The following is a 25,239-nucleotide window of genomic DNA, read 5'->3' as shown; positions in this document are numbered from 1 at the left end:
AGGTGTAGCCGGGTCGGTCCGGGGCAACACGTCCGACCATGGGTGGAGGAATCCGGAACGGCGCGCAGCTGCTGGGTGAGCGGTACCGGTTGATCGAGCAGCTCGGCGCGGGTGGCATGTCCGTGGTGTGGCGGGGTTACGACGAGGTGCTCGGCCGGCAGGTCGCGGTGAAAATGCTCGCCTCCCGGCTCGCCAGCGACAAGGCGTTCCGGCACCGGATCCGGATCGAGGCCCAGGCCGCCGCCCGGCTCTGCCATCCCAACATCACCAACGTGTACGACTACGGCGAGTCCGAGCAGGTCGGGCTGACCGTGCCGTACGTCGTGATGGAGCTGGTCGACGGCGCGCCGTTGACCACCCGGCTCGGCCGGGACGGGAAGCTGGCCTGGCGCGAGGCGGTGACCATCGCCGCCGAGGTCACCTCGGCGCTGGCCACCGCGCACGCCCGCGGCGTGGTCCACCGGGACGTCACCCCCGGCAACGTCATGCTGACCCCGACCGGGGTGAAGGTCGTCGACTTCGGCATCTCCGCGCTGGTCGGGGAGAGCGAGAAGGGCCCGGACGGCACCCTGCTCGGCACCCCCGCCTACCTGGCGCCGGAGCGGCTGGACAACGGCCAGGTCTCCCCGGCCACCGACGGGTACGCCGTCGGGCTGCTGCTCTACCGGATGCTGACCGGCCGGCTGCCCTGGCAGGCCAGCACCACCACGGAGATGCTGCGGGCGCACATGTACCGCGACCCGGAGCCGATGCCGGAGGTGCCGGGGCTGCCCGACGAGGTGGCCGAGCTGACGCACCGCTGCCTCGCCAAGCGCCCGGAGGACCGGCCGGCCACCCCCGAGCTGGCCCGTACCCTGGCCGAGGCGGCCGGGATGATCGCGGCCGTGCCGGTCTCCCCGGCGCCCGGCGCGTTCGACCCGGCGCTGCTGACCAGCGCCGGCACCACGATCCTGCCCTGGTCGACCGACACCGACGCGCTGCCCTTCTCCGGCCGGACCCGCACCCGGCGGGTGGCGGCCCGGCGGCGCCGGGTGGAGGCCGGGGTGGCCGCCGCCGGCCTGGTCGCGGTCACCGCGGCGATGTGGGGGGTGACCTCCAAGACCCCGGCCAGCGGTGGCGTCGACCAGCCCACCGAGGCCCGGATGGGGCTGGAGAAGGTGAGCCCCTGCGAGGTCGAGTACGCGTTGCGCAGCGACTCCGGCAAGGAATTCGTTGCCCAGCTCACCCTCACCAACACCGGCGCCCGGGAGCTGCGGGGCTGGACGATGAGCTTCGCCTTCCCCGGCCAGCAGACCGTCACCACCGCCGGCCCGACGGTGCGGCAGGAGGGACGGACGGTGCGGGTGACCCCGGCCGCGGGTCGCGAGTCGCTGGTGCCGGGGGCGTCCGAGAAGATCGCCCTGTCCGGCCGGTACACCGGCGGCAACCCGCTGCCGCTGACGTTCAAGGTCGGCGAGGACGCCTGCGGCGTACGGGTCTCCGGGGTGGCCGGGGCGATGCCGGGTACCGCCCCGGCCACGAAGGCGCCGGCCGCGAAGGCCCCGCCGAAGAAGGCGCCGGCGAAGACCACGGCGAAATCCTCGGGCGGTGGTGGATCCGACTCGCCGAAGGCGAAGTCCGGCAGCTCCGGCAAGGGCAAGGGGTCGGGTGAGGGCAAGGGAAAAGGCGGGAAGTAGCGGCGGCGAGGGGAGGTCGGGGCAAGGGCAGGTGACCGGTCAGCCGAGGGCGGCGAACGACTGCACCTGGGCGATCGTGCCCTCGACGATCAGCACGCTCTGCGCGCCGAGCACGGTGTCCGGGGTGGCGTACCGGAAGCGTTCCCCGGGGAGCTTCGCGCCGACCACCATCACGCCGTAGCGCTCGGGCACGGTCAGCTCGCGCAGCGACCGGCCGACCAGGGACGGCGGCACCGGCACCTTGGCGATGGCGAAGTCGTCGCCGAACTCGATGAAGTCGAGCATCCGGCTGACGATCAGATGTGCCACCCGTTCCCCGGTCTCCGCCTCGGGGAAGATCACGTGGTGGGCGCCGACCGAGTCCAGGATCTTGGCGTGCTTGTTCGAGGTGGCTCGGGCCCAGATCTGCGGCACGCCGACCTCGGTCAGCGCCAGCACGGTGAGGATGCTCGCCTCCACCGAGGCGCCGATCGCGACCACCACCCGGCGGAAGCCGTCCACGCCCAGTTGGCGCAGCGCCGCCTCCTCGGTCCCGTCCGCCTGCACCACCCGGTCCAGGTACGGCGCCCAGCGCTGGACCTGGTCCGGGTCCCGGTCGATGGCGAGCACCTGATGGTCGAGCCGGGTCAGCGCCTCGGCCAGGTGCCAGCCGAACCGGCCCAGCCCGATCACCGCGACGTCCCCTTCGCTCGCGTCTCTAGCCGACAATGGGTTGCTCCTTCGGGTAGCGGTACAGCCGATGTCGGGTGTTCAACGCGAGCGCCGAGCCGAGGGCGAGTGGCCCGACCCGACCGATGTACATCAGGATGGTCAGCACGTACTGGCCGGGCTCGGGCAGCCGTGGGGCGAGTCCCACCGAGAGGCCGGTGGTGCTGAAGGCCGAGGTCACCTCGAAGAGTGAATCCCTGAACCGCACCCCCTCGGTGATCACGATCAGCCCGACCGTGCCGACGACCACCAGCGCGACGCTGAGCAGCGCCACGGTGAGCGCCTGGCGCTGGCTGGCCTCGGCGACCCGACGGCGGCCGACGGTGACGTCCGGCTCGCCGCGCAGCTCCGTCCAGATGACGAAGGCGAGCAGGAAGAAGGTGGAGACCTTGATCCCGCCGGCGGTGCTGGCGCTGCCGCCGCCGATGAACATCAGCGCGGTGAGCAGGGGATAGCTCTCCTCGGTCAACGACTCGGTGTTGATCACGTTGAAGCCGCCGGTGCGGCTGAGCGCGATCTGCGTGAACGTGGCGAGCACCTTGCCGGGCACGTCGTACGTGCCGATGGTGCGGGGGTTCGTCCACTCGGCGACCAGCAGGGCGGCGAAGCCGCCGGACAGCAGCACCACGCTGCCCCAGATGGTCAACTTGGTGGCGACCGCCCAGCGCTCCGGGCGGCGCCAGTGCCGTACCGCCTCGAAGAGGGCCGGGAAGCCGAGGCCGCCGATGATCGCGCCGAACGCCAGTGGCAACGTCACCCACGGGTCCCGGGAGAAGGCGAGCAGACCGTCGGAGTAGAGGGTGAAGCCACCGTTGTTGAAGGCCTGGACGGAGTGGAAGGTGCCGGACCAGAGCGCCCGGCCGGGCGGGTAGCCGTAGGCCAGCCAGAGCCGCCCGCTGATGACCAGGATCATCAGCGCCTCGGTGACGACCACCGTGGTGGCGATGCGCGCCAGTAGCCAGCGAACGTCGCCGGCGCCGTACTCGGCGGTCTCGGCCTGGACCAGCAGCCGGTTGCGCAGCCCGAGCTGCCGGGACACCGCGAGGGTGACCAGGGCCGCGCCGGTGAGGATGCCGAGGCCGCCGAGCTGGGTGAGCACGGTGATCATCGCCAGCCCGAAGTCGTTCCAGTAGTGCGGGGTGTCGTTGACCGCCATGCCGGTGACCGACACCGCGGAGGTGGCGGTGAACAGCGCGGTGATCAGCGGGGTGTAGCGGTGCTCGCTGGTCGCCCAGGGCAGCATCAGCACACCGGTGCCGATCGCGATCGCCACCAGGAAGCCGAACGGCACCAGCCGGACGGGGTGACGGAGGAACCGGCGCACCAGACAATCTTCCGTTTCCCGGCATCGCCCGGTCGGTGAATCGCATATCCCGGAGGGTTTACCCACCGGTCAGCCGCCGACCAACTGCTGGTCAGCCGCGGCCGGTCTGCTGGGCGCGACCCATCGACGACAGGAGACGGCGTTGCGACGTACCCTTTCCGCTCTCGGCCTGGCCGGCGCGCTGCTCGCGGTGGCGGTGGCCGTGCCCGCCGCGGCGTCCGCCGGCGAGGACGACGCGGACCGCGCGGACCGGGCCAGCCACCGACCCATCGTGATCGCCCACCGCGGCGCGAGCGGCTACCGGCCGGAGCACACCCTGGAGGCCTACCGGCTGGCGATCCGGATGGGCGCCGACTACATCGAGCCGGACCTGGTCTCGACGAAGGACGGCGTGCTGGTCGCCCGCCACGAGAACGAGATCTCGGGTACGACCGACGTGTCGACCCGGCCGGAGTTCGCCGGACGCAAGGCCACCAAGACCATCGACGGGGTCGCCGTCACCGGCTGGTTCACCGAGGACCTGACCCTCGCCGAGCTGAAGACCCTGCGGGCCAAGGAGCGGCTGCCGCAGGTCCGGGTGGCCAACACGGCGTTCGACGGGAAGTTCGAGGTGCCGACGTTCCAGGAGGTCATCGACCTGGCCCGTACGGAGAGCCGGAACCGTGGCCGGACCATCGGCGTCTACCCGGAGACCAAGCACTCCAGCTACTTCGCCTCGATTGGGCTGGCGCTGGAGGAGCCGCTGGTCGCGGTGCTGGCGGCCAACAAGCTGACCCACCGCAACGACCCGGTCTTCATCCAGAGCTTCGAGACGGCGAACCTGCGCAAGCTGGACACGATGATCGACGTGCCGCTGGTGCAGCTCATGGACGCCGCCGGCCGCCCGTACGACTTCACCGCCGCCGGTGACACCCGCACCTACGCCGACCTGACCACCCCGGCGGGCCTGGCCTGGGTCGCGAAGTACGCCGACGGGGTGGGCCTGCACAAGAACCTGATCGTGCCCCGGGACCCGGCCGGCAAGCTGCTCGCCCCGACCACGGTGATCCGGGACGCGCACCGGGAGAAGCTGGTCGTGCACGCCTGGACCTTCCGCGCCGAGAACCAGTTCCTCCCGGCCGACTTCCGGATCGGTGCCGACCCGAACGCCCGTGGCGACATCACGTCCGAGTACGAGTTCTTCCTCGGCCTCGGCCTGGACGGCGTCTTCGCCGACCAGCCCGACACCGCCGTGGCCGCCCGCACCGGCCTCGCCGAGCGATGACCGCCCCAGGCCACCGCGCCGCCGCGCGCGGCGCCCCGGCTCGCGGTGGTCGATGATCCACACCGAGTACGCGAAACGGGGGTGTCCGGTCGATCCGGACACCCCCGTTTCGGCGTAGCGGAGTCGATCACCCCGCCCGGCTCGGCCCGGACCGGGGCGGAGCCGGGCCGCGCCGGGCGCCGGGTGCCTGGTGCCGGGTCGGGCCGCAGTTGCCGCTGGGTGTGGGTGGTGTCATGCGGCGCTTTAGAGCTGGTGACGTGAACGAATCAGCGTGTCGGGCGGCGGTGGGACGGGGATGGAGATCGCCCTCGATCCTGGAAATAGTGCTGTTGCTCGGCTGCCGAGGCCACTACTTCCAGGATCGAGCGCGATCTTGCTGGATGGCCCACGGGACCCGACCGCTGAGTCGGATATGACATCAGCTCGAAAGGGGCGGAACCCCTACTGTGCTGGGCGCTCGGCCACGTAGGCGGCGATGGCGGGGGGCGACACAGTGCCGAGTCGGCGGGTGGCGGCGACGGCCATCGTGGACCGGTGCTGCGGGCCGACCCGGCCGGAGATTGTTACGGACGGCCACCCCGTGCGTATCACTTGTGTGTCGGTGCCACATAGCCCGTGGGTGACGTCACTTCTAGCGTGAGCCGACACATGCTTCCTGTCCTCACCTGGAGTCGCGATGACGGTCCGGCACACCCGGCGGGCGTTCCTCTCCGCCGCCACGATGATGGCCGCGGCGCTCGCCGCCACGGCCTGCGGCAGCCCGCAGGACACCGCCTCCGGCGGCGGTGACAGCACCGCCCCGGTCAAGGTCGGCCTGGTCTACTCCCAGTCCGGCCCCCTGGCCAGCTATGGCAAGCAGTACATCGAGGGGTTCAAGGCCGGTCTCGACCACGCCACCAAGGGCACCGGCAAGGTCGGTGACCGCAAGATCGAGCTCACCGAGGTCGACGACGCCGGTGACCCGGCCAAGGCGGTCTCCGCGGCCAAGGACCTGATCGGCAAGGGCTACAAGATTATCGGTGGGTCGAGTTCCTCCGGTGTGGCGCTGCAGGTCGCCCCGATTGCCGCCCAGAACAAGGTGCTCTTCATCTCCGGGCCGGCCGCCACCGACGCCATCACCGGCGCCAACAAGTACACCTTCCGCTCGGGCCGGCAGTCGTACCAGGACGTGGTGACTGCCAAGTCCTTCATCGGCGACGCGGCCGGCAAGAAGGTCGTCGTCTTCGCGCAGGAGGGCGCGTTCGGCGATGCCAACGAGGCTGCCGTCAAGAAGGTGATCGGCGGCGCCGGCGCGACCGTCAGCAGCGTCCGGGCTCCCGCGAGCGCCACCGAGTTCACCCCGTTCGCCAGCCAGATCAAGGCCGCGAAGGCGGACCTGCTCTTCGTCGCCTGGGCGGGCACCACCGCCCCGGCGATGTGGCAGACCCTCGACCAGCAGGCCGTCCTCTCGTCCACTCAGGTAGTGACCGGTCTGGACCTTCGCGCGTCCTGGCCGACCTTCGGCGCGGCCGGCAGCAAGATCTCCTTCCTGGCGCACTACTTCGACGGGGCCAGCGACAACGAGGTCGCGAAGGCCGCCAAGGCGAAGATCCCCGGCGGGACCATCGACCTGTTCCACCCGGACGGCTTCGCCGCCGCGCAGATGGTCGTCCGCGCCGCGCAGGAGGGCGGCGACGACGTCGACAAGATGATCAAGGCCCTCGAAGGCTGGACGTTCGACGGGGTGAAGGGGCCGATGAGCATCCGCGCCGCCGACCACGCCCTGCTCCAGCCGATGTACCAGGCCAAGCTCTCCGGCAGCGGCACCGCGTTCACCGCCGCCGCCCAGAAGAGCCTGACCGGTGACGAGACCGCGCCGCCGGTCACCCAGATGAAGGGCTGAACCGTGCTCGCCACCCGCGGTCTGACCTGGCGAATCGGAGAGGTCGCCATTGTCGACAGCGTCTACCTCGACCTGGCGCCCGGGGAGTTCCTGGGCGTGATCGGGCCGAACGGCGCCGGCAAGACCTCCCTGTTCAACCTGATCACCGGCCTGCGCCGGCCGACCGAGGGCCGGATCCTGCTGGACGGGGAGGACGTCACCGCCCTCCCGCCGCACCGGCGGGCCCGCCTCGGGCTGGGACGCACCTTCCAGGCGTCCTCGGTCTTCGGCTCGCTCACCGTCCGGGAGAACGTCCGGCTCGCGGTGCAGGCGTACCGCGGGGGCTCGATGAAGCTGTGGCGGCGGGCGGCGGCCGACCGGGAGGTGGCCGCCGCCGCCGACGCGGCGCTCGACCGCGTCGGGTTGCACCACCGGGGTACGGCGCTCGCCGGCACCCTCGCCCACGGCGAGAAGCGCAAGCTGGAGATCGCCCTGCTGCTCGCCGGGGAACCCCGGGTGATGCTGCTGGACGAGCCGATGGCCGGCGTCAGCGCCGAGGACGTGCCCGAGCTGGTCGCGGTGATCAAGTCGCTGACCGGCGACAGCAGCCGGGCGGTACTGATGGTCGAACACCACATGGACGTGATCCTGGAACTCGCCGACCGGATCGCCGTGATGCACCACGGCGCGCTGCTGGCCTGCGACACCCCGGACACCGTGATGGCCAACGCCACCGTCCAGGAGGCCTACCTCGGAGAGTCGCTATGAGTGAACCGGTTCTCAGCGTCGAGGACCTGTCGGTACGGATCGCCGGGCTGCACATCCTCCAGGGCGTGTCGTTCACGGTCGCGCCGACCGGGGTGACCGTGCTGCTCGGGCGCAACGGCGTCGGCAAGACCACCACGCTGCGCGCGATCGTCGGCCTGACACCGCCGGGGGGCGAGGTCCGGGGCACCATCCGGATGGGCGCGCAGAGCCTACTCGCCCGCCCCACCCACCGGCTGGTCCGCGGCGGGCTCGGCTACGTGCCGGAGGACCGGTGCGTCTTCGCCGGCCTCACCGTCGCGGAGAACCTGCGGCTCGCCGAACGGCGGGGCACCACCCCCGCGTACGACAAGGTCTTCGCTCTCTTCCCGGAGCTGGACCGGCGCGGACGGCAACGGGCCGGCTCGCTCTCCGGCGGGCAGCAGCAGATGCTCGCCATCGGCCGGGTGCTGCTCAACGACAACCGGCTGCTGCTGGTCGACGAGCCGACGAAGGGGTTGGCGCCGAAGGTGGTGACCGAGGTGGCCGAGGTGCTGGAACGGGTGGCCGAGTCCGTGCCGGTGCTGCTGGTCGAGCAGAACCTTGCCGTGGTCCGGCGGCTGGCCCGGGACGCGGTGGTGCTCGCCGCGGGCAAGGTCGCCTGGGCCGGTGACGCGAAGGAACTGCTGCTGGAGACCGGGCTGACGAAGTCGCTGCTCGGGGTCGGCTCGGCGGAGGCGCACGCATGAACACGGTGATCCTGCTGACGCTGACCGGGCTCGGCCTGGCGGCGCTCTACTTCCTGGTCGCCTCCGGCCTCTCCCTGGTCTTCGGCCTGGCCGACGTGCTCAACTTCGCGCACGGGCTCTTCCTCGGCGTCGGCGCGTACGCCACCTGGTGGGCCGCGGGCAACCTGCCCGGCGCCGGCTCCGACGGGTTCGGGTTCGTGGTGGCCGTCGCCTTCGGCGTGCTCGCCGGGGCGCTCGTCGCGGTGCTGGTGGAGCTGGTGCTGATCCGGCCGCTCTACTCGCGGACCATCGAGCAGGTGCTGGTCACCGTCGGCCTGTCGCTGGCCGGGGTGGCGTTGCTCCAGGCGACCTGGGGCGCCGATCCGCGCCCGTTCCCGCGCCCCGAGTGGACGCGCCAGGTGACCTCGATCCTCGGCGCGAACGTGCCCAACGGCGGGCTGCTGCTGATCGTCGCCGCGGTGCTGGTGCTCGGCGCGCTGCTCGCCTTCCTCCGCTGGACCCGCTACGGCCTGATCATCCGGGCCGGGGTGGAGAACCGGGAGATGGTGACCGCGCTGGGCATCGACGTGCGCAAGGCGTTCACCCTGGTCTTCGCGATCGGCGGGGCCGCCGCCGCGCTGGCCGGCGCGCTGGGCAGCACCTTCTACGGCACGGTCTCGCCCGGCCAGGGCGGCTCGCTGCTGATCTTCGCGTTCATCGTGGTGGTGATCGGCGGGATGGGCTCGGTGATCGGGTCCGCGTACGCGGCGGTCGCGGTCGCGCTGCTGCAGCAGTTCGTCAACTACTACGCCGTGCAGTATTCCGAGAACCTGTCGGGCGCCGGCGACATCTGTGTGGTGGCGCTGCTCGCCGTGGTGCTGCTGCTGCGTCCGCAGGGTTTCGCCGGAAAGGTGGCACACGCATGACCGACTCCATGGTCGACGCGCCCCCGGCGCGGGTCCCCGCCGAGCTGACCCCGCAGTCGCGACGCTGGCACGCGGTGCGGCCGTGGCTGCCGCTGGTGGCGCTGGCGGTGGCGGCGATCGTGCCGTACTCGACGCTCACCCTGCCGGGGGTCTTCGAGGGGCCGCTGAACTCTCCGGGCACCCTGCAACTGCTCGCCGTCTGCCTGGTCTTCGGCGGGCTGGCGGCCGGGTACGACCTGCTCTTCGGCCGTACCGGGATGCTGTCGTTCGGGCACGCGCTCTACTTCGCCGCCGGCGTGTACGGCACCGACATCCTGGTCACCCGGGCCGATTTGCCGCTCTGGCAGGCGGCGCTGCTCACCGTCACCGGGGCGACGACCCTGGCCGCGCTGCTCGGCGCGATCGCGCTGCGCACCGTCGGGATCGCCTTCGCCATGGTGACGCTCGCCTTCGCCCAGGTCGGGGCGATCCTGGTGGCCCGTGACTTCGGCGGGTGGACCGGCGGTGAGGAGGGGCTGCCGCTGGACGTCTCCGGGCTGCCGCCGGCACTGGTCGGGGTGACCAACACGGTCAACCTGTACTGGCTGGCGCTGGCGTACCTGGCGATCGTGGTCTTCGTGGTGCACCGGGTCTCCGGCTCACCCACCGGTCGGGTACTGGCCGGGCTGCGCGACGACGAGCGGCGGATCGGGGTGCTCGGGCTCGACCCGTACCGGTTCAAGCTGGTGGCGTTCACCCTGGCCGGCGGCCTCGCCGCGGCCGGCGGGGCGGTCTACTGCCTGATCATCGGTGGCGCCTCGCCGCACATCACCTCCTCGGAGCTGACCCTGTCGCTGCTGGTGATGGTGGTGCTCGGCGGCCCCGGCACCCGCTGGGGTCCGGTGCTCGGTGGCATCCTCTACATGTACCTGGACCACCGCCTCACCGCCTTCGGCACCAGCGACGCGGTGGAGAGCCTCCCGGCCGTCCTCAGCCACCCGCTGAGCCAGCCGCTGTTCGTCCTGGGCACGGTGTTCATCCTGGCCGTCTACTTCTTCCCCGGCGGCCTGGCCAGCCTCACCACCCGCCTGACCCCCCTGACCCGAGCCCTGAACCCCCGCCGCCCCCACTAACCCCCCCACCCCCTTCCCACCTCCCTTTACCCCCGTTGATCATGAAGTTGGCGGGGCGACACGCCGACGTGACCGCCGCTAACCTCATGACCCGGAGCAGCTCGACCGGGTCCGGGCGGCCGTGGGGGAGCGGGCGGTCGACGTGCTGGTCAACAACGGCGGTCCGCTACCTGGCCGGCCCCTCGGCCGGGTACGTCACCGGGCAGGTGCTCGGGGTCAACGGCGGGTCCGTGCTCGGCCGCTGACCCAACTCGGGAACGCGGGCGGGGACGCGGCCCCCCGTGTGGCCGCGTCCCCGTCTGTCGTCCTCGGTCAGCCGTTGAGCAGGTCGTACGCCACCTTCGGCGCGTCCTGCGCGGCGCCGCCCGTGGGCGCGGTGACCTTCGGGGCGGTGCCGTAGTCGCGGTACTCGACCGCGTACGCGTACGCCTTGCGTCGGCCCGCCGCCGGCACCTGGAGGGTCAACTTGGCGAGGTTGCCGTCCGGGCCGACCTCGGCCGTGAACGGCACCGCCTTCGCCGCGTCGCCGAGCGCGGTCATCTCGTCCGCGTCGAGCACCTTCGCCGCCTCGCCGGCGGTCAGGTCGACGGTCCCGGCGTACCGGCCGGCGCCCTGCTCCTCGACCGCCGTCGCCGCCTCGATCAGCGGGCCGGTGTTGCCGACGTCCGCGCCGTCGTAGACCGGCGCGTTGCCGGAGTCGGTGAGCCGCGCACGGTCCAGCTTCAGCCAGCGGTCGGGCAGCTTCGGCAGGCCGGTCAGCCCCTTCGTGCCGGCGAACTTCACCTTCATCCAGGTCTGGTCGGCGACGATCCGGAACGACATCCGGGTGGTGAAGCCGAGCTCGGGGTCCTTGACGGCGGTGGTCAGCTCGGCGCCCTTCGCCGTCGGGTCGACCAGTCCGGAGAGGTCGCTGGACGAGTCGCGGCCGGTGAACCGGAACGTCCCCTCCGTACCGTCCGGGACGGCCGCGAGCAGCACCTCCTTCGGCGTCGGCGCGGCGCTCGACCCCGCCGGCGCGGCCGCCCGATCGGCGTCGCCGGCGTCGCAGCCGGCGGCCAGGGCGGTCGCGGCCAGGGCGGCGGTGGCGGTGGTGACGACCCGACGGAAAAGCCCGGTGGTACGGGTGCGCTGTGTCATCGGTGTTCTCTCTCTCGCATGTCCGGCGGTTGCCGATGACGATGCTGCGGGCCGCCACTGCGGGATCGCTGCCGCTATGCTGCCGTCCGACTGCCGTGCGGCTGCCGCCGGCACGAGCGGGGGTGTCAGGAGCGGAAATTCGCATGTCAGGAACGCTGCGCTTCGAGATCCTCGGTCCTCAGCGGGCCTGGTACGACGACCGGGAGATCGACACCGGCCCCGGCAAGCAGCGCGCCGCGCTGGCCGTGCTGCTGCTCTCCGCCGGCCGCCCGGTGCCGACCGGGCAGATCGTCGACGCGGTCTGGCCGGAGGACCCGCCGGCCAACGGTCCCAACGTCGTGCAGAAGTACGTCGCCGGGCTGCGCCGGGTGCTGGAACCGGCCCGCTCCCCGCGTACGCCCGGTCAGGTGCTCACCCTCACCGAGGCGGGCTACCGGCTGCGGGTGCCGCCGGAGGCGGTGGACGCCATCCTGTTCGAACGGTCGGTGCACCGGGCGCGCGGGCTGCGCGCCGAGGGGCGGGCCGTCGACGCGGTCGCCGAGCTGCGGGCGGCCACCGAGCTGTGGCGCGGCGAACCGCTGGCCGGCCTGCCCGGTCCGCTCTTCGAGTCGGCGCGGCACCGCCTGGTCGAGCTGCGCGCCGCCGCCCTGGAGACCCGGGTCGAGCTGGAGCTGGAGCTGGGCCGGCACCGCGAGCTGACCGGGGAGCTGGTGGAGCTGGTGGCCGAGTTTCCGCTGCGGGAGCGGCTGCGGCACCAGCTGATGCTGGCGCTCTACCGCAGCGGCCGGCAGGCCGAGGCGCTCGCCGCGTACCGGGAGATCGGCGACCTGCTGCGCGAGGAGTACGGCATCGAGCCGGGCAACGCGCTCCAGGAGCTGCACCGGCGCATTCTGCGCTCCGACCCGTCGCTCCTGCCCGCCGGCGCGGTCGGGCAGCCCGCCCCGTCCCCGCTGGCCTCGCCCTCGGCTCCGGCCACGGCAGTCCCGGCACCGACCCCGGCTCCAACGGCCCCGGTCTCTCCCGGGAACCAGGTCCCGCAGCAGATCAGCTCGGCCCCCGATCCGGGGAAGCAGATCCCGCAGCAGCGGACCTCAGCCCCCGCTCCGGGAAACCAGGCCCCGGAACCGGGCACCCCGGTCCCGACCTCGGCCGGTCCGGCCCCGGTCGGTCCGACCTCGGCCGGTCCGACCTCGGTCGGTCCGGCCCCGGACGCACCTGCGGCGGGTCCCGCTCCGGCGCCGCCCGTGCCCCCGGCACCCGTCCCGTACGGCATGGCCCCCTCGGTGTCGACCGTCCCACCTCCCACTCCGGGCACCCCCGCGGCGTACCCCGGCGGGCCGCCGCCGTTCCTGCCCGAGCCGCCGGCGCCCGGGCGTCCGTCCCGGCAGGCGCCCGGCTGGGCGAGCGCGCTGGGCACCATCGCCGGTGGCGCCCTGGCGCTGCTCTCGTTCGGTTGCTTCACCTGGGTGGTGATCGGCGCGTACGCGCTGTGGCGGCGCAGTTGGCGGCTCGGGCTGGCGGCCCTCGGGTACCTGGCCGCCGCGGCCGTGGCGTTCGGGGTGCTGGCCACCGGCGACCCCGACGCGGAACCGTCGTACGGCGAGGTGGTGCTCGTCCTGGGGCTGGTGGCGCTCTGCTGGCTGCTCGGGGCCGGGCACGTCGTGCTGCTCAGCCGGGGGATCTGGCAGGCGATCACCGGCACCGGGAGCCCGCCGTCGGACCCGCTCGGGGAGCATCGCCGGGTACGCCGTGAGCAGGCCCGCTATCTGCTGCACCACTATCCGGCGGCCCGGTACGAGCTGGCCATCGGCCGCCCCGACCTGCCCCGGGCCTTCGACGACGGCGGGCTGGTCGACGTCAACGCGGTCCCCGACCACGTGCTCGCGGGGCTGCCGGGGCTCAGCCCGGAGCAACGCCGCCAGGTCGTGATGGACCGCTGGTTGCGCGGTCCGTTCGGGTCGATGGAGGAACTGGCCGGGCGCTGCCTGCTCCCGCCGACCGTCACCGACGGCCTGCGCGACGTCCTCGTCTTCCTGCCACCCGTACCGCCCGCCCCGGCCCCGTCGACCGCGCCACAGTGACCGGGCGAACCGCCCGGCGGCTCGGCGGTGTCCGGCGGCGCTGGTAGAAATGCCGGATGAGCCAGGATCGGGCGGCGGTACGGGAGCGGGCCGAGGCGGTGCTGCGCCGGCTGGCCGGCGAGCACGCCCGGCTCCGCGAGGACCAGTGGCGGGCGATCGAGGCGCTGGTGGTGGACCGGCGTCGGGTGCTGTGCGTGCAGCGCACCGGCTGGGGCAAGTCGGCGGTGTACTTCGTGGCCACCGCCCTGCTGCGCGAACGCGGTCAGGGTGGCGGCGGGGACGTCGCCGGCCCGACCGTGATCGTGTCGCCGCTGCTGGCGCTGATGCGCAACCAGGTGGAGTCGGCGGCCCGGGCGGGCATCCGGGCCCGCACCATCAACTCCGCCAACCTCGACGAGTGGGACGAGATCACCGCCGAGATCCACGCCGGCGGGGTGGACGTGCTGCTGATCAGCCCGGAACGGCTCAACAACCCGGACTTCCGGGACACCGTGCTGCCGAAACTGGCCGCCACCACCGGGCTGCTGGTGGTGGACGAGGCGCACTGCGTCTCCGACTGGGGGCACGACTTCCGGCCGGACTACCGCCGGCTGCGGACCTTCCTCGGCAACCTGCCGGAGCGCACCCCGGTGCTGGCCACCACCGCCACCGCCAACGAACGGGTCACCGCCGACGTCGCCGAGCAGTTGGGCGACGCCCTGGTGCTGCGCGGCACCCTCGACCGCGAGTCGCTGCGGCTGGGCGTACTCGATCTGCCGAGCCCGGCGCACCGGCTGGCCTGGCTCGCCGACCACCTGGACCGGCTCCCCGGCTCCGGGATCGTCTACACGCTGACCGTCGCGGCGGCGGGGGAGACCGCCGAGTTCCTCCGCTCGCGCGGCTGGTCGGTGGCCTCCTACACGGGCCAGGCCGAGGACGCCGATCGCCGTGCCGCCGAGCAGGACCTGCTGGACAACAAGATCAAGGCGCTGGTCGCCACCTCCGCGCTGGGCATGGGCTTCGACAAGCCGGACCTCGGCTTCGTGGTGCACCTCGGCGCGCCGCCCTCGCCGATCGCCTACTACCAGCAGGTCGGCCGGGCCGGTCGGGCCGTCGAGCACGCCGAGGTGCTGCTGCTGCCCGGCGTCGAGGACGCGGCCATCTGGCGGTACTTCGCCTCGCTCGCCTTCCCGCCCGAGGAGCAGGTCCGCGCGGTGCTCGCCGCCCTGCGCACCGACCGGCCGCTCTCCACCCAGGCCCTCGAACCGATGGTCGACCTGCGCCGGGCCCGGCTGGAGCTGATGCTGAAGGTGCTCGACGTCGACGGCGCGGTCCGCCGGGTCCGCGGCGGCTGGCTCGCCACCGGCGAGCCCTGGGTCTACGACGAGGCCCGGCTGCGCCGCGTCGCCCAGGCGCGCACCGCCGAGCAGCAGGCCATGCGGGAGTACGCGACCACGACCGGCTGCCGGATGCGCTACCTGCGCGAGTGCCTGGACGACACCGGGGCGGGCGACTGCGGCCGGTGCGACCGCTGCGCCGAGCCGCTGTTCACGCCCGAGGTCTCCGACGCCGCGCTGACCGCCGCGCAGACCTTCCTGGGCCGCCCCGGCGTGGAGATCCCGCCGAAGAAGCTCTGGCCGACCGGGCTGGACGCGGTCGGCGTACCCCTCAAGGGGCGGATTCCTGCCGGTGAGCAGGCGCTGCCCGGGCGGGCCGTGGGACGCCTGTCGGACCTGGGCTGGGGTGGGCGGCTGCGCGGCCTGGTCGGGCCGGAGGCGGCGGACGGCCCGGTCCCCGACGACGTGGCGGCGGCCGTGGTGGAGGTGCTGAAGGCGTGGGCGCACGGCGACGACCCGTGGCCGCGCCGCCCGGTCGGCGTGGTCGCCGTCGGGTCCCGCACGCGCCCCGCGCTGGTCGGCTCGCTGGCCGAGCGGATCGCCGCGGTGGGCCGGCTGCCGCTGCTCGGCCGGGTGGTCCCGACCGGGTCCGCCGGGGCCGGCGGGCCGCGCGGCAACAGCGCCCAGCGGGTACGCGCGCTGCACGACGCGTTCGCCGTGCCGGACGAACTGGTCGACGCGCTGGCCGGACTGGACGGGCCGGTGCTGCTCGTCGACGACCTGGTCGACTCCGGCTGGACGCTGACCATGGTGGCCCGGCTGCTGCGCCGGGCCGGCGCCCCGGACGTGCTCCCGCTGGCCCTCGCCGTCGCCGGCTGAGCGCCCTGCCGGTGCTCGCCCCGTCGGGGCGGGAAAGTTCCCGGCGCGGGCGGATTGCGACCGTCACCACGGTCGCCGTCCGCGCGCCGGTCGGCATCCGGATCGGCGGTACCGTGGACGCATGGCCGAGCGAACCGTCACGCAGACCTATGCCGTCACCGGGATGACCTGCGAGCACTGCGTGCGCGCGGTCACCGAGGAGCTGTCCGCGCTGCCCGGCGTCGACGAGGTGCGGGTCAACCTGGCCGCCGGCACCGTGACGGTCACCAGCGCCGCGCCGCTGCCGGAGGCGTCGGTCCGGGCCGCCGTGGACGAGGCGGGGTACGAACTGGCCGTCGGCGGTGCCTGAGCACCCGCCCACCCCGCCGGTCCTTCCCGAGGTCGCCGACGGCGGGCGTCCCGGGGTGACGGACGGCGAGCGGCTCGGCACGGCCGACGCCCGCCCGGCGGACGATGCGCGCCCATCGGCGGTCGAGGCGCACCCGGTCGACGGCGGCGCGGTCGACGCCCACCTGGCCGGTGGCGTGGGCTTCGCGGCGGACGGGCATTCGGCGGGGGCGGACCGGAGCACGCTGCGGCTGGCGCTGACCGTCGGCGGGCTGGTGCTCGCGGTGCTGCTCGGCTTCGGCCTCGGCCGGGCCAACCCCGGCCCGACCACGCCCTCCGGAACGAGCGCCGCCCCGGCCACCGGCGACCACACCCACGCCCCCGGCACCGGCGCGCACGAGCACGGCACCGGCACCGACCAGGCCGCCGACAGCGGCGCCGGCGGGTTCTCGGTCACCTCCGCCGGCTACACCCTCACCCCGTCGACGGTGGAGTTCGGCGCCGGCCGGGCCGGCGAGTTCCGCTTCCAGGTACGCGACGAGCAGCGGCGGCCGGTCACCCGGTTCGCCGTCGTGCACGACAAGCCGATGCACCTGATCGTGGTGCGCCGGGACCTCACCGGCTACCAGCACCTGCACCCGACGATGGCGTCCGACGGCACCTGGTCCGTACCGCTGACCCTGGGAGAGCCCGGCGTCTGGCGGGCGTACGCCGACTTCACCGCGGTCGCCGACGACGGCCGGCAGACGGCGGCGACCCTCGGGGTGGACCTGGTCTCGCCCGGCGACCACACCCCCCGGCCGCTGCCCGCCCCGGCCACCACCACGACCGTCGACGGCTTCACCGTCGGGTACGAGGGCACCCCGGAGGTCGGCAAAGCCCTCCCGCTGCGCTTCCACGTCAGCGCCGGTGACGCCCCCGCCGCGCTGGAGCGCTACCTCGGCGCGTACGGCCACCTGGTCGCGCTCCGCGAGGGCGACCTGGGTCACCTGCACGTGCACCCGGTGGCGACGCCGACGGGCGACACGGTCACCTTCTGGCTGACCGCGCCGGGGCCGGGCCGCTATCGGATGTACCTGGACTTCCAGGTGGCGGGCGTGGTGCGAACCGCCGAGTTCACCGTCACCGTGCCCTGACGGCGGTCCGCCCGGGGCGGGCGACCGGTCGCTCAGCCGGCCCGGCGGACCGGCCGGCGGGCCAGGTAGCGGAGCAGGTCGCGGATGTGGTGCTTCTCCTCGGCCGGCACGGTCGGGTCGGCCAGCCGTTCCAGGATGACCCGCACGTCCGCCTCGACCGGGGCGTCGTCGACGCGGCGGCGCGGCGTCGGCCCGGCGTCGGGCAGCCCGAGCGCCCGGAACGCCGCCGCGACCGGCAGGTCCAGCGCGGCGCAGAAGCCGCGCACCTTGGCCAGCTCCGGATAGTCCTGCCAGTCGCCGGCCAGCCACCGGAAGACGGTGGACCGGCCGATCCCGGTGTGCGCCGCCAGGTCGCTCACCGTCCAACCCCGCTCGTCGCGGGCGTCGTCGATGGCACGTCGCACGAAGCGTGCGAACGCCATCTGTGGTGATATCTCTGCGGAGCCCATTCCTGCGGGGTCGTCCCTTTCCGGCCGGAGCCCAGATTCGGTGCGCGATCCCAAGGGTAGTACGACAGGGCGTCGGAGCAATTGACCGTCCGACCCGACGATTCCGTCCGCGGGATCCCGAGGGTCGGGGTGCGTGGCCCGGCCCCGTGCCGGTGTCGTCGCCAGCACCGTGGCCACCGCCGCGTCCGGGACACGATGAGGAGCAGCAGGTGCCCTGCCGGTCTCAGGTCGTCGGGTCGGCCTCGGTCAGCAGCGTCTCCAGGCGCGGGGTGATCCGCCACTGGTCGACCAGGTCGCGGTACTCGGCACGCTGCCCCTCGGTGGGCGCGGTGCCGGTGCGGCGGGCCCGGATCAGCAGGTTGCGCGGGGTGTGCCGGGAGTCGACGAACTCCACCACCTCGGCCCGGTAGCCGTGCAGCCGGAGCAGGCCGGCGCGCAGCGAGTCGGTGAGCACGTCGGCGAAGCGTTCCCGCAGGATGCCCTGCCGGGTCAGCAGCTCGTACGGCGCGGGGGCCGGGTGGGCGCGCAGCTGCGCGGCGAGGTCGTGGTGGCAGCACGGGGCGGCGAGCACCCAGCGGGCGTTCCACCGCACCGCGCGGGCCAGCGCCTCGTCGGTGGCGGTGTCGCAGGCGTGCAACGCCAGCACCAGGTCGGGGGCGGGCTCGACCACCGCGTCGGCGATGGTGCCGGCCACGAAGGAGACCTTGTCCGCCCAGCCGAGCCGCTCGGCCAGCTCGGTGTTGCGCCGGCGCTGGTCCTCGCGGACGTCCACGCCGACCAGCTCGACGTCGAGACCCCGCTGGGTCAGGTAGCGGTGGGCGGCGAAGGTCAGGTACGCGTTGCCGCAGCCCAGGTCCACCACGCGCAAGGGACCGGTCAGCTCGTCGGGGAGGGTGGCGGCGAGCGCGCGCAGGAACGCGTCGACCTGGCGGCGCTTGGCGGCTGAGCCGCCGATCTCGGCGAAGATCGGGTCGCCCGGGTCGAGCAGGTACTCCTTGGCGCGGTCGTGCCCGCCCGGCTCGGCCGCCGGCCGGCTCGCCACGGCGCGGTGCACCTGCGCCTCGCCGGACTTGGTCACCCGGAGCTGGAGCGTGGCGTCGGCCGTCTCCACGTGCCAGTTGCCGAACGGCTCGGCCAGCAGCGCGTCGACCGCCGCGCCGGCTTCCGCGCCCGGGGCCACGTTGCGGGTGTACGGCCGGGCGCCGTCGGAGGTGGAGATCTGCAATCGGGGGCCGGCCTTGAGGGCGACCGGGCGCAGTTCGGCGCGGACCGCCGAGGGGCGCTGCCCGCGGCGGCGGCCGGCGGCGACGGCGCGGGTCAACGCGGGGTCGAGCAGCAGGGCCCGGACCTCGGTCAGGGCGGCGTCCAACGGTTCCGGCATCCCACCATCATCCTTCCCGGTCCGGGCCGCCCGTCGGCGGGCCGCCGCAGGGTGGGGTGCGTCGCTCGTCCACCACGCCGGCGCACCCGCCTCCGGCGTGTCGGCCGGCACCGGCGCACCGGGCGGAGACGCTCTTGCTCTGCTGCCCTTCCGGCAACACTGAACGCCCTCAGGTGTTGCCTCCGCTTCAGCGGTGCAGAGCGTGCGGGAGGGGCACCCAGCCCGGTCGAAGGCCGGTCCGGGTCTCGGTCCGGGTCCGGGGCGAGGGTCGGGCCGGGTGGAGGCGGCCGGTTGCAGCGCCGGCGCGACCTCCCGCCGGTCGGTCCCACCTCCCGCCGGTTGCCGCCCGCCGTGAGGGCCGCGCCGACGGGCCCGTTCGCCCGGTCAGAAGGCCGCCACCGGGGAAAGGGGACGTCCCCCGGGCCGGTGTTCGGCGCGGGGGACGTCGGGTATCGCGAAGGTCAGTCGGCGATCGCCTCGGCCGGCGTACCGGCACCGGCGCCACCACGGCGGCGCCGGCGGCGGCGCGGCTTCGACGACTCGCCCTCGGCGGCGGCCATGGCCGGCTCCGGGGAGCCCGCGTCGGTGGCGACCGCACCGGTCGACTCGCCCACGATCATCTCGCCAGCCCGGCGGCGGCGCCGGCGGCGCGGAGTGCGGGTGCCCTCGGCGGCGGCGTCAGCCGACGCCTCGGCGTCCGGCGTGTCCGCGTCGGCGCGACCGTCCGGCGTGTCCGCGTCGGCGCGACCGCCGCGTCGGCGCTCGCCCCGGCCCCGGCTCTCACCGTGGCCCTCGCCGCGCCGGGAGCCCCGGCCGCCCTCGCCGCGCCGCGGCCGGCCGCCCAGGTCCTCCTCGACCTCGGCGGAGAGCCCGGCCCGGGTCCGCTCGGCGGTCGGCAGGGTGCCGGAGACCTCGGGGGAGATGTCGAGGTCGGTGTAGAGGTGCGGAGAGGTGTGGTACGTCTCCGGCGGCTCCGGCATCTCCAGGCCGAGGGTCTTGTCGATGATCCGCCAGCGGGGCATGTCGTCCCAGTCGACGAAGGTCACCGCGACGCCCGTGGCCCCGGCCCGGCCGGTACGACCGATCCGGTGGGTGTAGGTGTCCTGGTCCTCGGGGCAGTCGTAGTTGATGACGTGGGTGACGCCGGTGACGTCGAGCCCGCGCGCCGCCACGTCGGTGGCGACCAGGATGTCGATCTTGCCGGCGCGGAACGCCCGCAGCGCCCGCTCCCGCGCGCCCTGGCCCAGGTCGCCGTGGACGGCGGCGACCGCGAAGCCGCGGAAGTCGAGGTCCTCGGCGACCCGGTCGGCGGCCCGCTTGGTGCGGGTGAAGATCATGGTCAGCCCGCGCCCCTCGGCCTGGAGGATCCGGGCCACGATCTCGACCTTGTTCATCGAGTGGGTGCGGTAGACCAGCTGCTGGGTCTGCGGCGACGGGCCGGTCTCGGCGGTGTGCCCGGCGTGGATGGTCACCGGCCGGCGCAGGAAGCGCCGGGACAGGGCGACGATCGGGTCCGGCATGGTGGCCGAGAAGAGCATCGTCTGCCGGTCCTCCGGCAGCATCGCCAGGATCTTCTCGACGTCGTCCAGGAAGCCCAGGTCGAGCATCCGGTCGGCCTCGTCGAGCACCAGTGCGCGTACCCGGTCGAGCCGCAGGTGCTTCTGCTTCTGCAGGTCCATCAGGCGGCCGGGCGTGCCGACCAGGATCTCGACGCCCTTGCGCAGCGCGTCGATCTGCGGCTCGTACGCCACGCCGCCGTAGATCGGCAGCACCCGCACGCCCCGGGTGCGGCCCGCGGCGGCGAGGTCCTTGGCGACCTGGATGCCCAGCTCGCGGGTGGGGACGACGACCAGGGCCTGGGGCACGCCGTCGCTGCCCTCGCCCGGCGCGAAGACCCGCTCCAGCAGCGGTACGCCGAAGCCGAGGGTCTTCCCGGTGCCGGTCGGCGCCTGGCCGATCAGGTCGGTGCCGCGCAGCGCGATGGGGAGCGCGTACTCCTGGATCGCGAAGGCGCGGGTGATGCCCGCCGCGGCCAGCGCCTCGACGGTCTCGGGCCGCGCGCCGAGCGCGGCGAAAGTGGGAGCCTCCGGACGAACCGGGGCGGTGGGGACCAGCTCCTGGCCACCCAGCTCTTCGAGAATCTGTTCGCTCATCTGGATCTGGGGGTGCCCTCTCGTGGTGCGCCCCGTCTTGTCCTCAGGGCGCGATCGGTATGGCGCGGGCCACGCGGTCGGGGGCGGATCGCCGAGCCGGACCGGGCCGCACGCGCGCCGCAGGCAGGACTTCGATCAGATCGGCGCCCGCGGCAACTGCTCCATACTAGCTGAGCGATCCTCCGCCGGTCCCGGAGCGCACTGGCCAGGTCTTCTCCGGGGGTCGCAATTGTGACCTACGCCACTGCGCGGGGGCTTCGGTCGTCCGGTTTGGGCGGTACCCTGCGCACGTGTCCGCCCCGACAACACCCGAGGCCGTGGTCGACCTGCTCGGCCTGGTGGCCTACGGCGAGCTGCTCGCCTTCGACCGGATGGCAGCCGACGCCCGGCTCGCCCCCGACCTGCGCCGCCGGGCCGCGCTGAGCGAGATGGCGGCCGCTGAGATCGGCAACTACCGGCGCCTCGCCGACCGGCTCGCCGCGCTCGGGGCGCTGCCCGACGACGTGATGGCGCCGTACGTCGCGCCGTTGCAGGCGTACCACGACTCGACCGAGCCGAAGGACTGGCTGGAGGCGGTCACCAAGGCGTACGTCGGCGACGCGATCACCGACGACTTCCTCAGCGGGATCGCCGACACGCTCGACGAGCCGGACCGGCAGCTGGTCCTCGACGTGCTCCACGAATCCCGGTACGCCGAGTTCGCCGCGGCCGAGATGCGGGCGGCGATCGAGGCCGACCCGCGGGTGGCCAACCGGCTCTCCATGTGGGCGCGCCGGCTCGTCGGCGAGGCGCTGTCCCAGGCAGGCCGGGTCGCGGCGGCGGACCGGGGCGCGCTGACGGCGCTGATCGCGCGGGACGGGGCGGACGTGCCGGCGATGTTCCGGCGGCTCACCGCCAACCACACCGCCCGGATGGCCGCCGCCGGGCTGAACAACTGACGGGACCGGGCCCGGCCCGCGGCGGGCGCACCCGCCGCGGGGGGCCGGAACGGATCAGCGGACGGTGAACCCGACCGCCCGCGGGGACGCCTCGGCGATCTCGACGTAGGCGACCTTGTTGACCGGCACGATGACCCGCCGGCCCTTCTCGTCGGTCAGGGACAGCGTCCCCTCGTCCTTGCCGAAGGCGTCGGTCACGATCTGCTCGATCTCGGCCGGCGACTGCGCGCTCTCCAGAACCAGCTCGCGCGGCGCGTACTGCACGCCGATCTTGACCTCCACTGTGCCTCCTCAGGTGGGCGAAAGAGCCGCCGATGGGAAGGCTATCCGATCTCGGGGCCGGATGTTCAGGCTGACTCACCTTGCAGCGGGAAGCTCGCGATACCACGCCAGGACAGCGCCGCGACCAGCGCCTCCGCCTCCGCCTTGGGCACCTGGCGACCGCCGGCCAACCAGAACTGGGCGGCCGTCTCGGCCGCCCCGACCAGGCCGGAGGCGAGCAGTTCGGCGTGCGCCCGGCTGACCCCGGTGTCCGAGATGATGGTGTCGGTGATCGCCGCGATGCAGCCCTGTTCGACCCGCTCCACCCGCTGGCGGACCGCCGGATCGTTGCGCAGGTCCGACTCGAAGACGAGGCGGAACGCCTCGCTCTCGTGGTCGACGAAGTCGAAGTACGCGCGCACCGAGGCGCCGACCCGCTCCTTGTTGTCGTTCGTCCCGCGCATCGCGTCGTGCACCTTGGCGACGATGGCGTCGCAGTGCGTGTCGAGCAGCGCCAGGTAGAGCTCCATCTTGCCCGGGAAGTGCTGGTACAGAACCGGCTTGGAAACCCCGGCCCGCTCGGCGATGTCGTCCATCGCGGCGGCGTGGTAACCCTGCGCGACGAACACTTCCTGCGCCGCCGCGAGCAGCTGCTTGCGGCGCGCCGAACGGGGCAGGCGGGTGGGCCGGCCGGCGGTCTGCGAACCGTTCCCCACAGCGGTCATGGGAACCTCCGAGTTTCTTTCGTACGAGCCGGCACTTTTACCCCCTACCGGTGGGGGCATGTACCCCGGTCCCGGAATTGGCCCGCCGCTGTAACTTATCGCCACTGTCACCACACGGTAGCCTCAGCGGGGGCGACCAAGGAGCGCGCGGTGAGTGAATCAGGGCAACCCGGTGCCGCCACCCCGGGAGAGCACGGTGACGGAACGGGTCAGCAGGACGACCTGACCCGTTCCGGCAGCGGGTGGGCACCCCCGGCGACCGGGTGGTCCGGCGGGGCCGACGCCCCCGCGTACCGGGACACCGCCGCCCCCTGGCACCGGCCCGACCCGGCAACCGGCTGGGACGCCTCCTCCCCGCGCCACGGCGACCTGCCGGCGCCCCTGACCGACCCCGATCCCGACCCCGAGCCGCGCAACGGGCGAGCCCACCTCAACGGCGTCAGCCACCCGGGTGAGGAGCCGCCGCGCGGCCGGCCGTCCCCGATGAGCGCCCCGCCCGCCGACGCGCCCCGCTTCGGCGCCGACCTGCGGCGGGATGCCGACGGCGGCCGGCTGGTCGTACCGGCGCAGCGGCCGGCGCCGCCGACCGAGCAGCAACACGGGCCGGCCGACCCGGACGCCGTCGGGTGGCACTCCGCCGAGGAACCGCCCCGGGCGAGCCGCTGGGCGGAGGGGGGCTTCCCCACGTCCGCGCCGCCGGCCGTGCAGGTGCCGCCGGTCGGCACCGCCGCCTCCGGCTTCGAGGTCCCGCCGGGCTTCCACGCTCCGCAGGCCGACCGGGGCCAGGCCGACCGGGCCGAGGCCGACCCGTTCCCGCCCGACACGCCCGGTGCCTGGACGGACCGTTTCCACCCCGGCTCCCCGAGCGAGTCGGCGGGGGCCCGCGGTGGCGACGAGGCGGGCGCCCGCGGTGCGCCGGACCGGCGGGCCGAGGACGCCCCGCACGCCGCCGAGCAGCCCTTCGCCGGTCCCGGCCACCGTCCGGCCGACGAACCGGACTGGTCCGGCCCGAGCTGGAACCGCCCGAGCTGGGGCGGAGGCTGGGCGCCGCCGTGGGCGCGCGAGGACGAGCCGCCGCCGGGCCGCCGGTCCCGGTCGGACCGGACGACGGAGTGGCCGGCCGAGCCGGCCCGGCCGTACGAGCCGGTGCGCGCCGAGCCGGCCCGGCCGTACGAGCCGGTGCGCGCCGAGCCGGCCCGGCCGTACGAGCCGGTGCGGTCCGAGGTGCCCGGGCCGTACGAGCTGACCCGCGCCGAGCGGGAGGCGTCGACCCGCCCCACCGACCGGCCCGTCCCGGAGCGGTCCGCCGTCGACGAGTCCGTTGCGTGGACCGGCGGTCGCTCCGCCGCCGCGCCGTCTCCCGTCGCCCCCTCCAGCGCCCCACCGGCCACCGCCCCCTCCAGCGCCCCACCGGCCACCGCCTCCTCCGGCGCCCCGCCCGCCGCCGCGCCGCCCGTCCTGACGGAGGAGCCGGCCGCCGACACCACCCCGACCACCGATCGGGCCGACCGGCCGTTCCGGCTCCGGTCCGTGCCGGTGGAGACCGCCCCGACGGAGCTTCCCGGCCACCCGCCGGCCGCCGCCGGTTCCCGCGCCGCGCCAGACTCCGCCACGAGCGGGCCGCGCCGCCTCGACCGCACCTCGTCCGCGCCCGCCCCGACGAGCGCACCCCCGTACGCGGCCCGCCGCTCCGCCCCCGATCCGGCACCCCCGGCACCCCCGGCCGAGCCGGCCGTCGCCGACCGGACGCCGGACACCGGCGCGGCGGTGCTGCCGCAGCGCGTCCCCGCCGAGCCGGACGTGCCCGTCGTGCCGGAGCCGCCAGCCGTGGAGCCACCCGCCGAGACCCCGGAACTCGCCCGCATAGCCACCCACCTGCGCCGCGACGACGAGCCCGCCCCGCTGCGGGAGCGGCCGGAGGGCTTCGACGTCAACGCCATTCTCGACGCCGTACGGGAGGTGGCCGGCGTGCGCGACGCCGCGCTGCGCCGCACCCTCTCCCCGGAGGCGTCGTTCGTCTCCGGGGAGGCGAGGAAGGCGATGGTGGAGGCGATCTCCGCCGGGTCGGCCTTACGCCCCTGCAGGCCGGTCGACCGCTTGCGCAGGCTCTCGT

At 74.2% G+C, this 25,239-nt stretch carries 20 protein-coding genes and 2 pseudogenes; 14 read left to right on the top strand and 8 right to left on the bottom strand.

Annotation, left to right across the window (positions count from 1 at the left end; all coding sequences use genetic code 11):
• Positions 1–38: 38 nt before the first annotated feature.
• A complete protein-coding gene (locus AB0I41_RS18165; RefSeq protein ID WP_357108499.1) occupies positions 39–1,676 on the top strand; it encodes a serine/threonine-protein kinase in 1,638 nt (545 codons plus the stop codon).
• 39 nt (positions 1,677–1,715) lie between these two features.
• Here the strand turns inward: AB0I41_RS18165 and AB0I41_RS18160 are convergent, their stop codons facing one another.
• Complete coding sequence (locus tag AB0I41_RS18160) at positions 1,716–2,348, bottom strand: TrkA family potassium uptake protein (protein ID WP_357108661.1); 633 nt, start codon at positions 2,346–2,348, stop codon at positions 1,716–1,718.
• 25 nt (positions 2,349–2,373) lie between these two features.
• The gene (locus tag AB0I41_RS18155; protein WP_357108496.1) at positions 2,374–3,708 is read right to left on the bottom strand and encodes a potassium transporter TrkG; all 1,335 of its coding nucleotides are present in this window, start codon (positions 3,706–3,708) and stop codon (positions 2,374–2,376) included.
• A gap of 142 nt (positions 3,709–3,850) precedes the next feature.
• Here AB0I41_RS18155 and AB0I41_RS18150 point away from each other — a divergent pair, with 142 nt between their 5' ends.
• From AB0I41_RS18150 to AB0I41_RS18120, 7 genes and pseudogenes are all read left to right on the top strand, one after another.
• Complete coding sequence (locus tag AB0I41_RS18150) at positions 3,851–4,972, top strand: glycerophosphodiester phosphodiesterase (protein ID WP_357108493.1); 1,122 nt, start codon at positions 3,851–3,853, stop codon at positions 4,970–4,972.
• Between the two features lie 676 nt (positions 4,973–5,648).
• On the top strand, positions 5,649–6,854 hold the full coding sequence (locus AB0I41_RS18145; protein WP_357108490.1) for a substrate-binding domain-containing protein: 1,206 nt from the start codon (positions 5,649–5,651) through the stop codon (positions 6,852–6,854).
• A 3-nt stretch (positions 6,855–6,857) separates the two neighbouring features.
• Positions 6,858–7,601 (top strand): ABC transporter ATP-binding protein, encoded by a 744-nt coding sequence (locus AB0I41_RS18140; protein ID WP_357108487.1) that lies wholly within the window; start codon positions 6,858–6,860, stop codon positions 7,599–7,601.
• A complete protein-coding gene (locus AB0I41_RS18135; RefSeq protein ID WP_357108484.1) occupies positions 7,598–8,326 on the top strand; it encodes an ABC transporter ATP-binding protein in 729 nt (242 codons plus the stop codon). The genes AB0I41_RS18140 and AB0I41_RS18135 overlap by 4 nt, the downstream gene beginning before the upstream one ends.
• Positions 8,323–9,231 (top strand): branched-chain amino acid ABC transporter permease, encoded by a 909-nt coding sequence (locus tag AB0I41_RS18130; protein ID WP_357108481.1) that lies wholly within the window; start codon positions 8,323–8,325, stop codon positions 9,229–9,231. Before AB0I41_RS18135 ends, AB0I41_RS18130 begins: the two co-directional genes overlap by 4 nt.
• Positions 9,228–10,343, top strand: coding sequence for a branched-chain amino acid ABC transporter permease (locus tag AB0I41_RS18125; RefSeq protein ID WP_357108479.1), 1,116 nt, complete (start codon positions 9,228–9,230; stop codon positions 10,341–10,343). The genes AB0I41_RS18130 and AB0I41_RS18125 overlap by 4 nt, the downstream gene beginning before the upstream one ends.
• A gap of 158 nt (positions 10,344–10,501) precedes the next feature.
• Positions 10,502–10,588 (top strand): annotated as a pseudogene (locus tag AB0I41_RS18120) (short-chain dehydrogenase); the annotation flags it as partial.
• A 67-nt stretch (positions 10,589–10,655) separates the two neighbouring features.
• On the opposite strand, the gene AB0I41_RS18115 reads toward AB0I41_RS18120, so the two are convergent.
• Entirely contained in the window at positions 10,656–11,480 is an 825-nt protein-coding gene (locus tag AB0I41_RS18115; RefSeq protein ID WP_357108477.1) for a hypothetical protein, read from the bottom strand.
• 143 nt (positions 11,481–11,623) lie between these two features.
• Here AB0I41_RS18115 and AB0I41_RS18110 point away from each other — a divergent pair, with 143 nt between their 5' ends.
• From AB0I41_RS18110 to AB0I41_RS18095, 4 genes are all read left to right on the top strand, one after another.
• Complete coding sequence (locus tag AB0I41_RS18110) at positions 11,624–13,561, top strand: BTAD domain-containing putative transcriptional regulator (RefSeq protein WP_357108474.1); 1,938 nt, start codon at positions 11,624–11,626, stop codon at positions 13,559–13,561.
• Positions 13,562–13,617: 56 nt separating this feature from the next.
• Positions 13,618–15,756, top strand: a complete 2,139-nt coding sequence (locus tag AB0I41_RS18105) for a DEAD/DEAH box helicase (RefSeq protein ID WP_357108472.1) — start codon at positions 13,618–13,620, stop codon at positions 15,754–15,756.
• A 121-nt stretch (positions 15,757–15,877) separates the two neighbouring features.
• Positions 15,878–16,105, top strand: a complete 228-nt coding sequence (locus AB0I41_RS18100; RefSeq protein WP_357108468.1) for a heavy metal-associated domain-containing protein — start codon at positions 15,878–15,880, stop codon at positions 16,103–16,105.
• Between the two features lie 163 nt (positions 16,106–16,268).
• Positions 16,269–17,219: a hypothetical protein gene (locus AB0I41_RS18095; protein ID WP_357108659.1), complete on the top strand. Its 951-nt coding sequence runs from the start codon at positions 16,269–16,271 to the stop codon at positions 17,217–17,219.
• A gap of 32 nt (positions 17,220–17,251) precedes the next feature.
• Here the strand turns inward: AB0I41_RS18095 and AB0I41_RS18090 are convergent, their stop codons facing one another.
• The 3 genes from AB0I41_RS18090 to AB0I41_RS18080 form a co-directional block, all read right to left on the bottom strand.
• Entirely contained in the window at positions 17,252–17,668 is a 417-nt protein-coding gene (locus AB0I41_RS18090) for a helix-turn-helix domain-containing protein (protein ID WP_357108465.1), read from the bottom strand.
• Between the two features lie 223 nt (positions 17,669–17,891).
• Positions 17,892–19,049 (bottom strand): SAM-dependent methyltransferase, encoded by a 1,158-nt coding sequence (locus AB0I41_RS18085; RefSeq protein WP_357108462.1) that lies wholly within the window; start codon positions 19,047–19,049, stop codon positions 17,892–17,894.
• Between the two features lie 461 nt (positions 19,050–19,510).
• Complete coding sequence (locus AB0I41_RS18080) at positions 19,511–21,202, bottom strand: DEAD/DEAH box helicase (protein WP_357108459.1); 1,692 nt, start codon at positions 21,200–21,202, stop codon at positions 19,511–19,513.
• 290 nt (positions 21,203–21,492) lie between these two features.
• Between AB0I41_RS18080 and AB0I41_RS18075 the strand changes: the two genes are divergently transcribed.
• Entirely contained in the window at positions 21,493–22,140 is a 648-nt protein-coding gene (locus AB0I41_RS18075) for a ferritin-like fold-containing protein (protein WP_357108457.1), read from the top strand.
• 54 nt (positions 22,141–22,194) lie between these two features.
• Here AB0I41_RS18075 and AB0I41_RS18070 read toward each other — a convergent pair whose 3' ends face one another.
• On the bottom strand, positions 22,195–22,422 hold the full coding sequence (locus AB0I41_RS18070) for a DUF3107 domain-containing protein (protein WP_088960194.1): 228 nt from the start codon (positions 22,420–22,422) through the stop codon (positions 22,195–22,197).
• A gap of 65 nt (positions 22,423–22,487) precedes the next feature.
• Complete coding sequence (locus AB0I41_RS18065) at positions 22,488–23,126, bottom strand: TetR/AcrR family transcriptional regulator (RefSeq protein WP_357108454.1); 639 nt, start codon at positions 23,124–23,126, stop codon at positions 22,488–22,490.
• Between the two features lie 150 nt (positions 23,127–23,276).
• Here AB0I41_RS18065 and AB0I41_RS18060 point away from each other — a divergent pair.
• Positions 23,277–25,239: pseudogene (locus tag AB0I41_RS18060) on the top strand (hypothetical protein); the annotation flags it as partial.

Source organism: Micromonospora sp. NPDC050200 (assembly GCF_040656135.1).
GTDB lineage: Bacteria > Actinomycetota > Actinomycetes > Mycobacteriales > Micromonosporaceae > Micromonospora.
The sequence above is the reverse complement of the archived record's forward strand: the minus strand, read 5'-3'. Positions and strand labels throughout refer to the sequence as shown.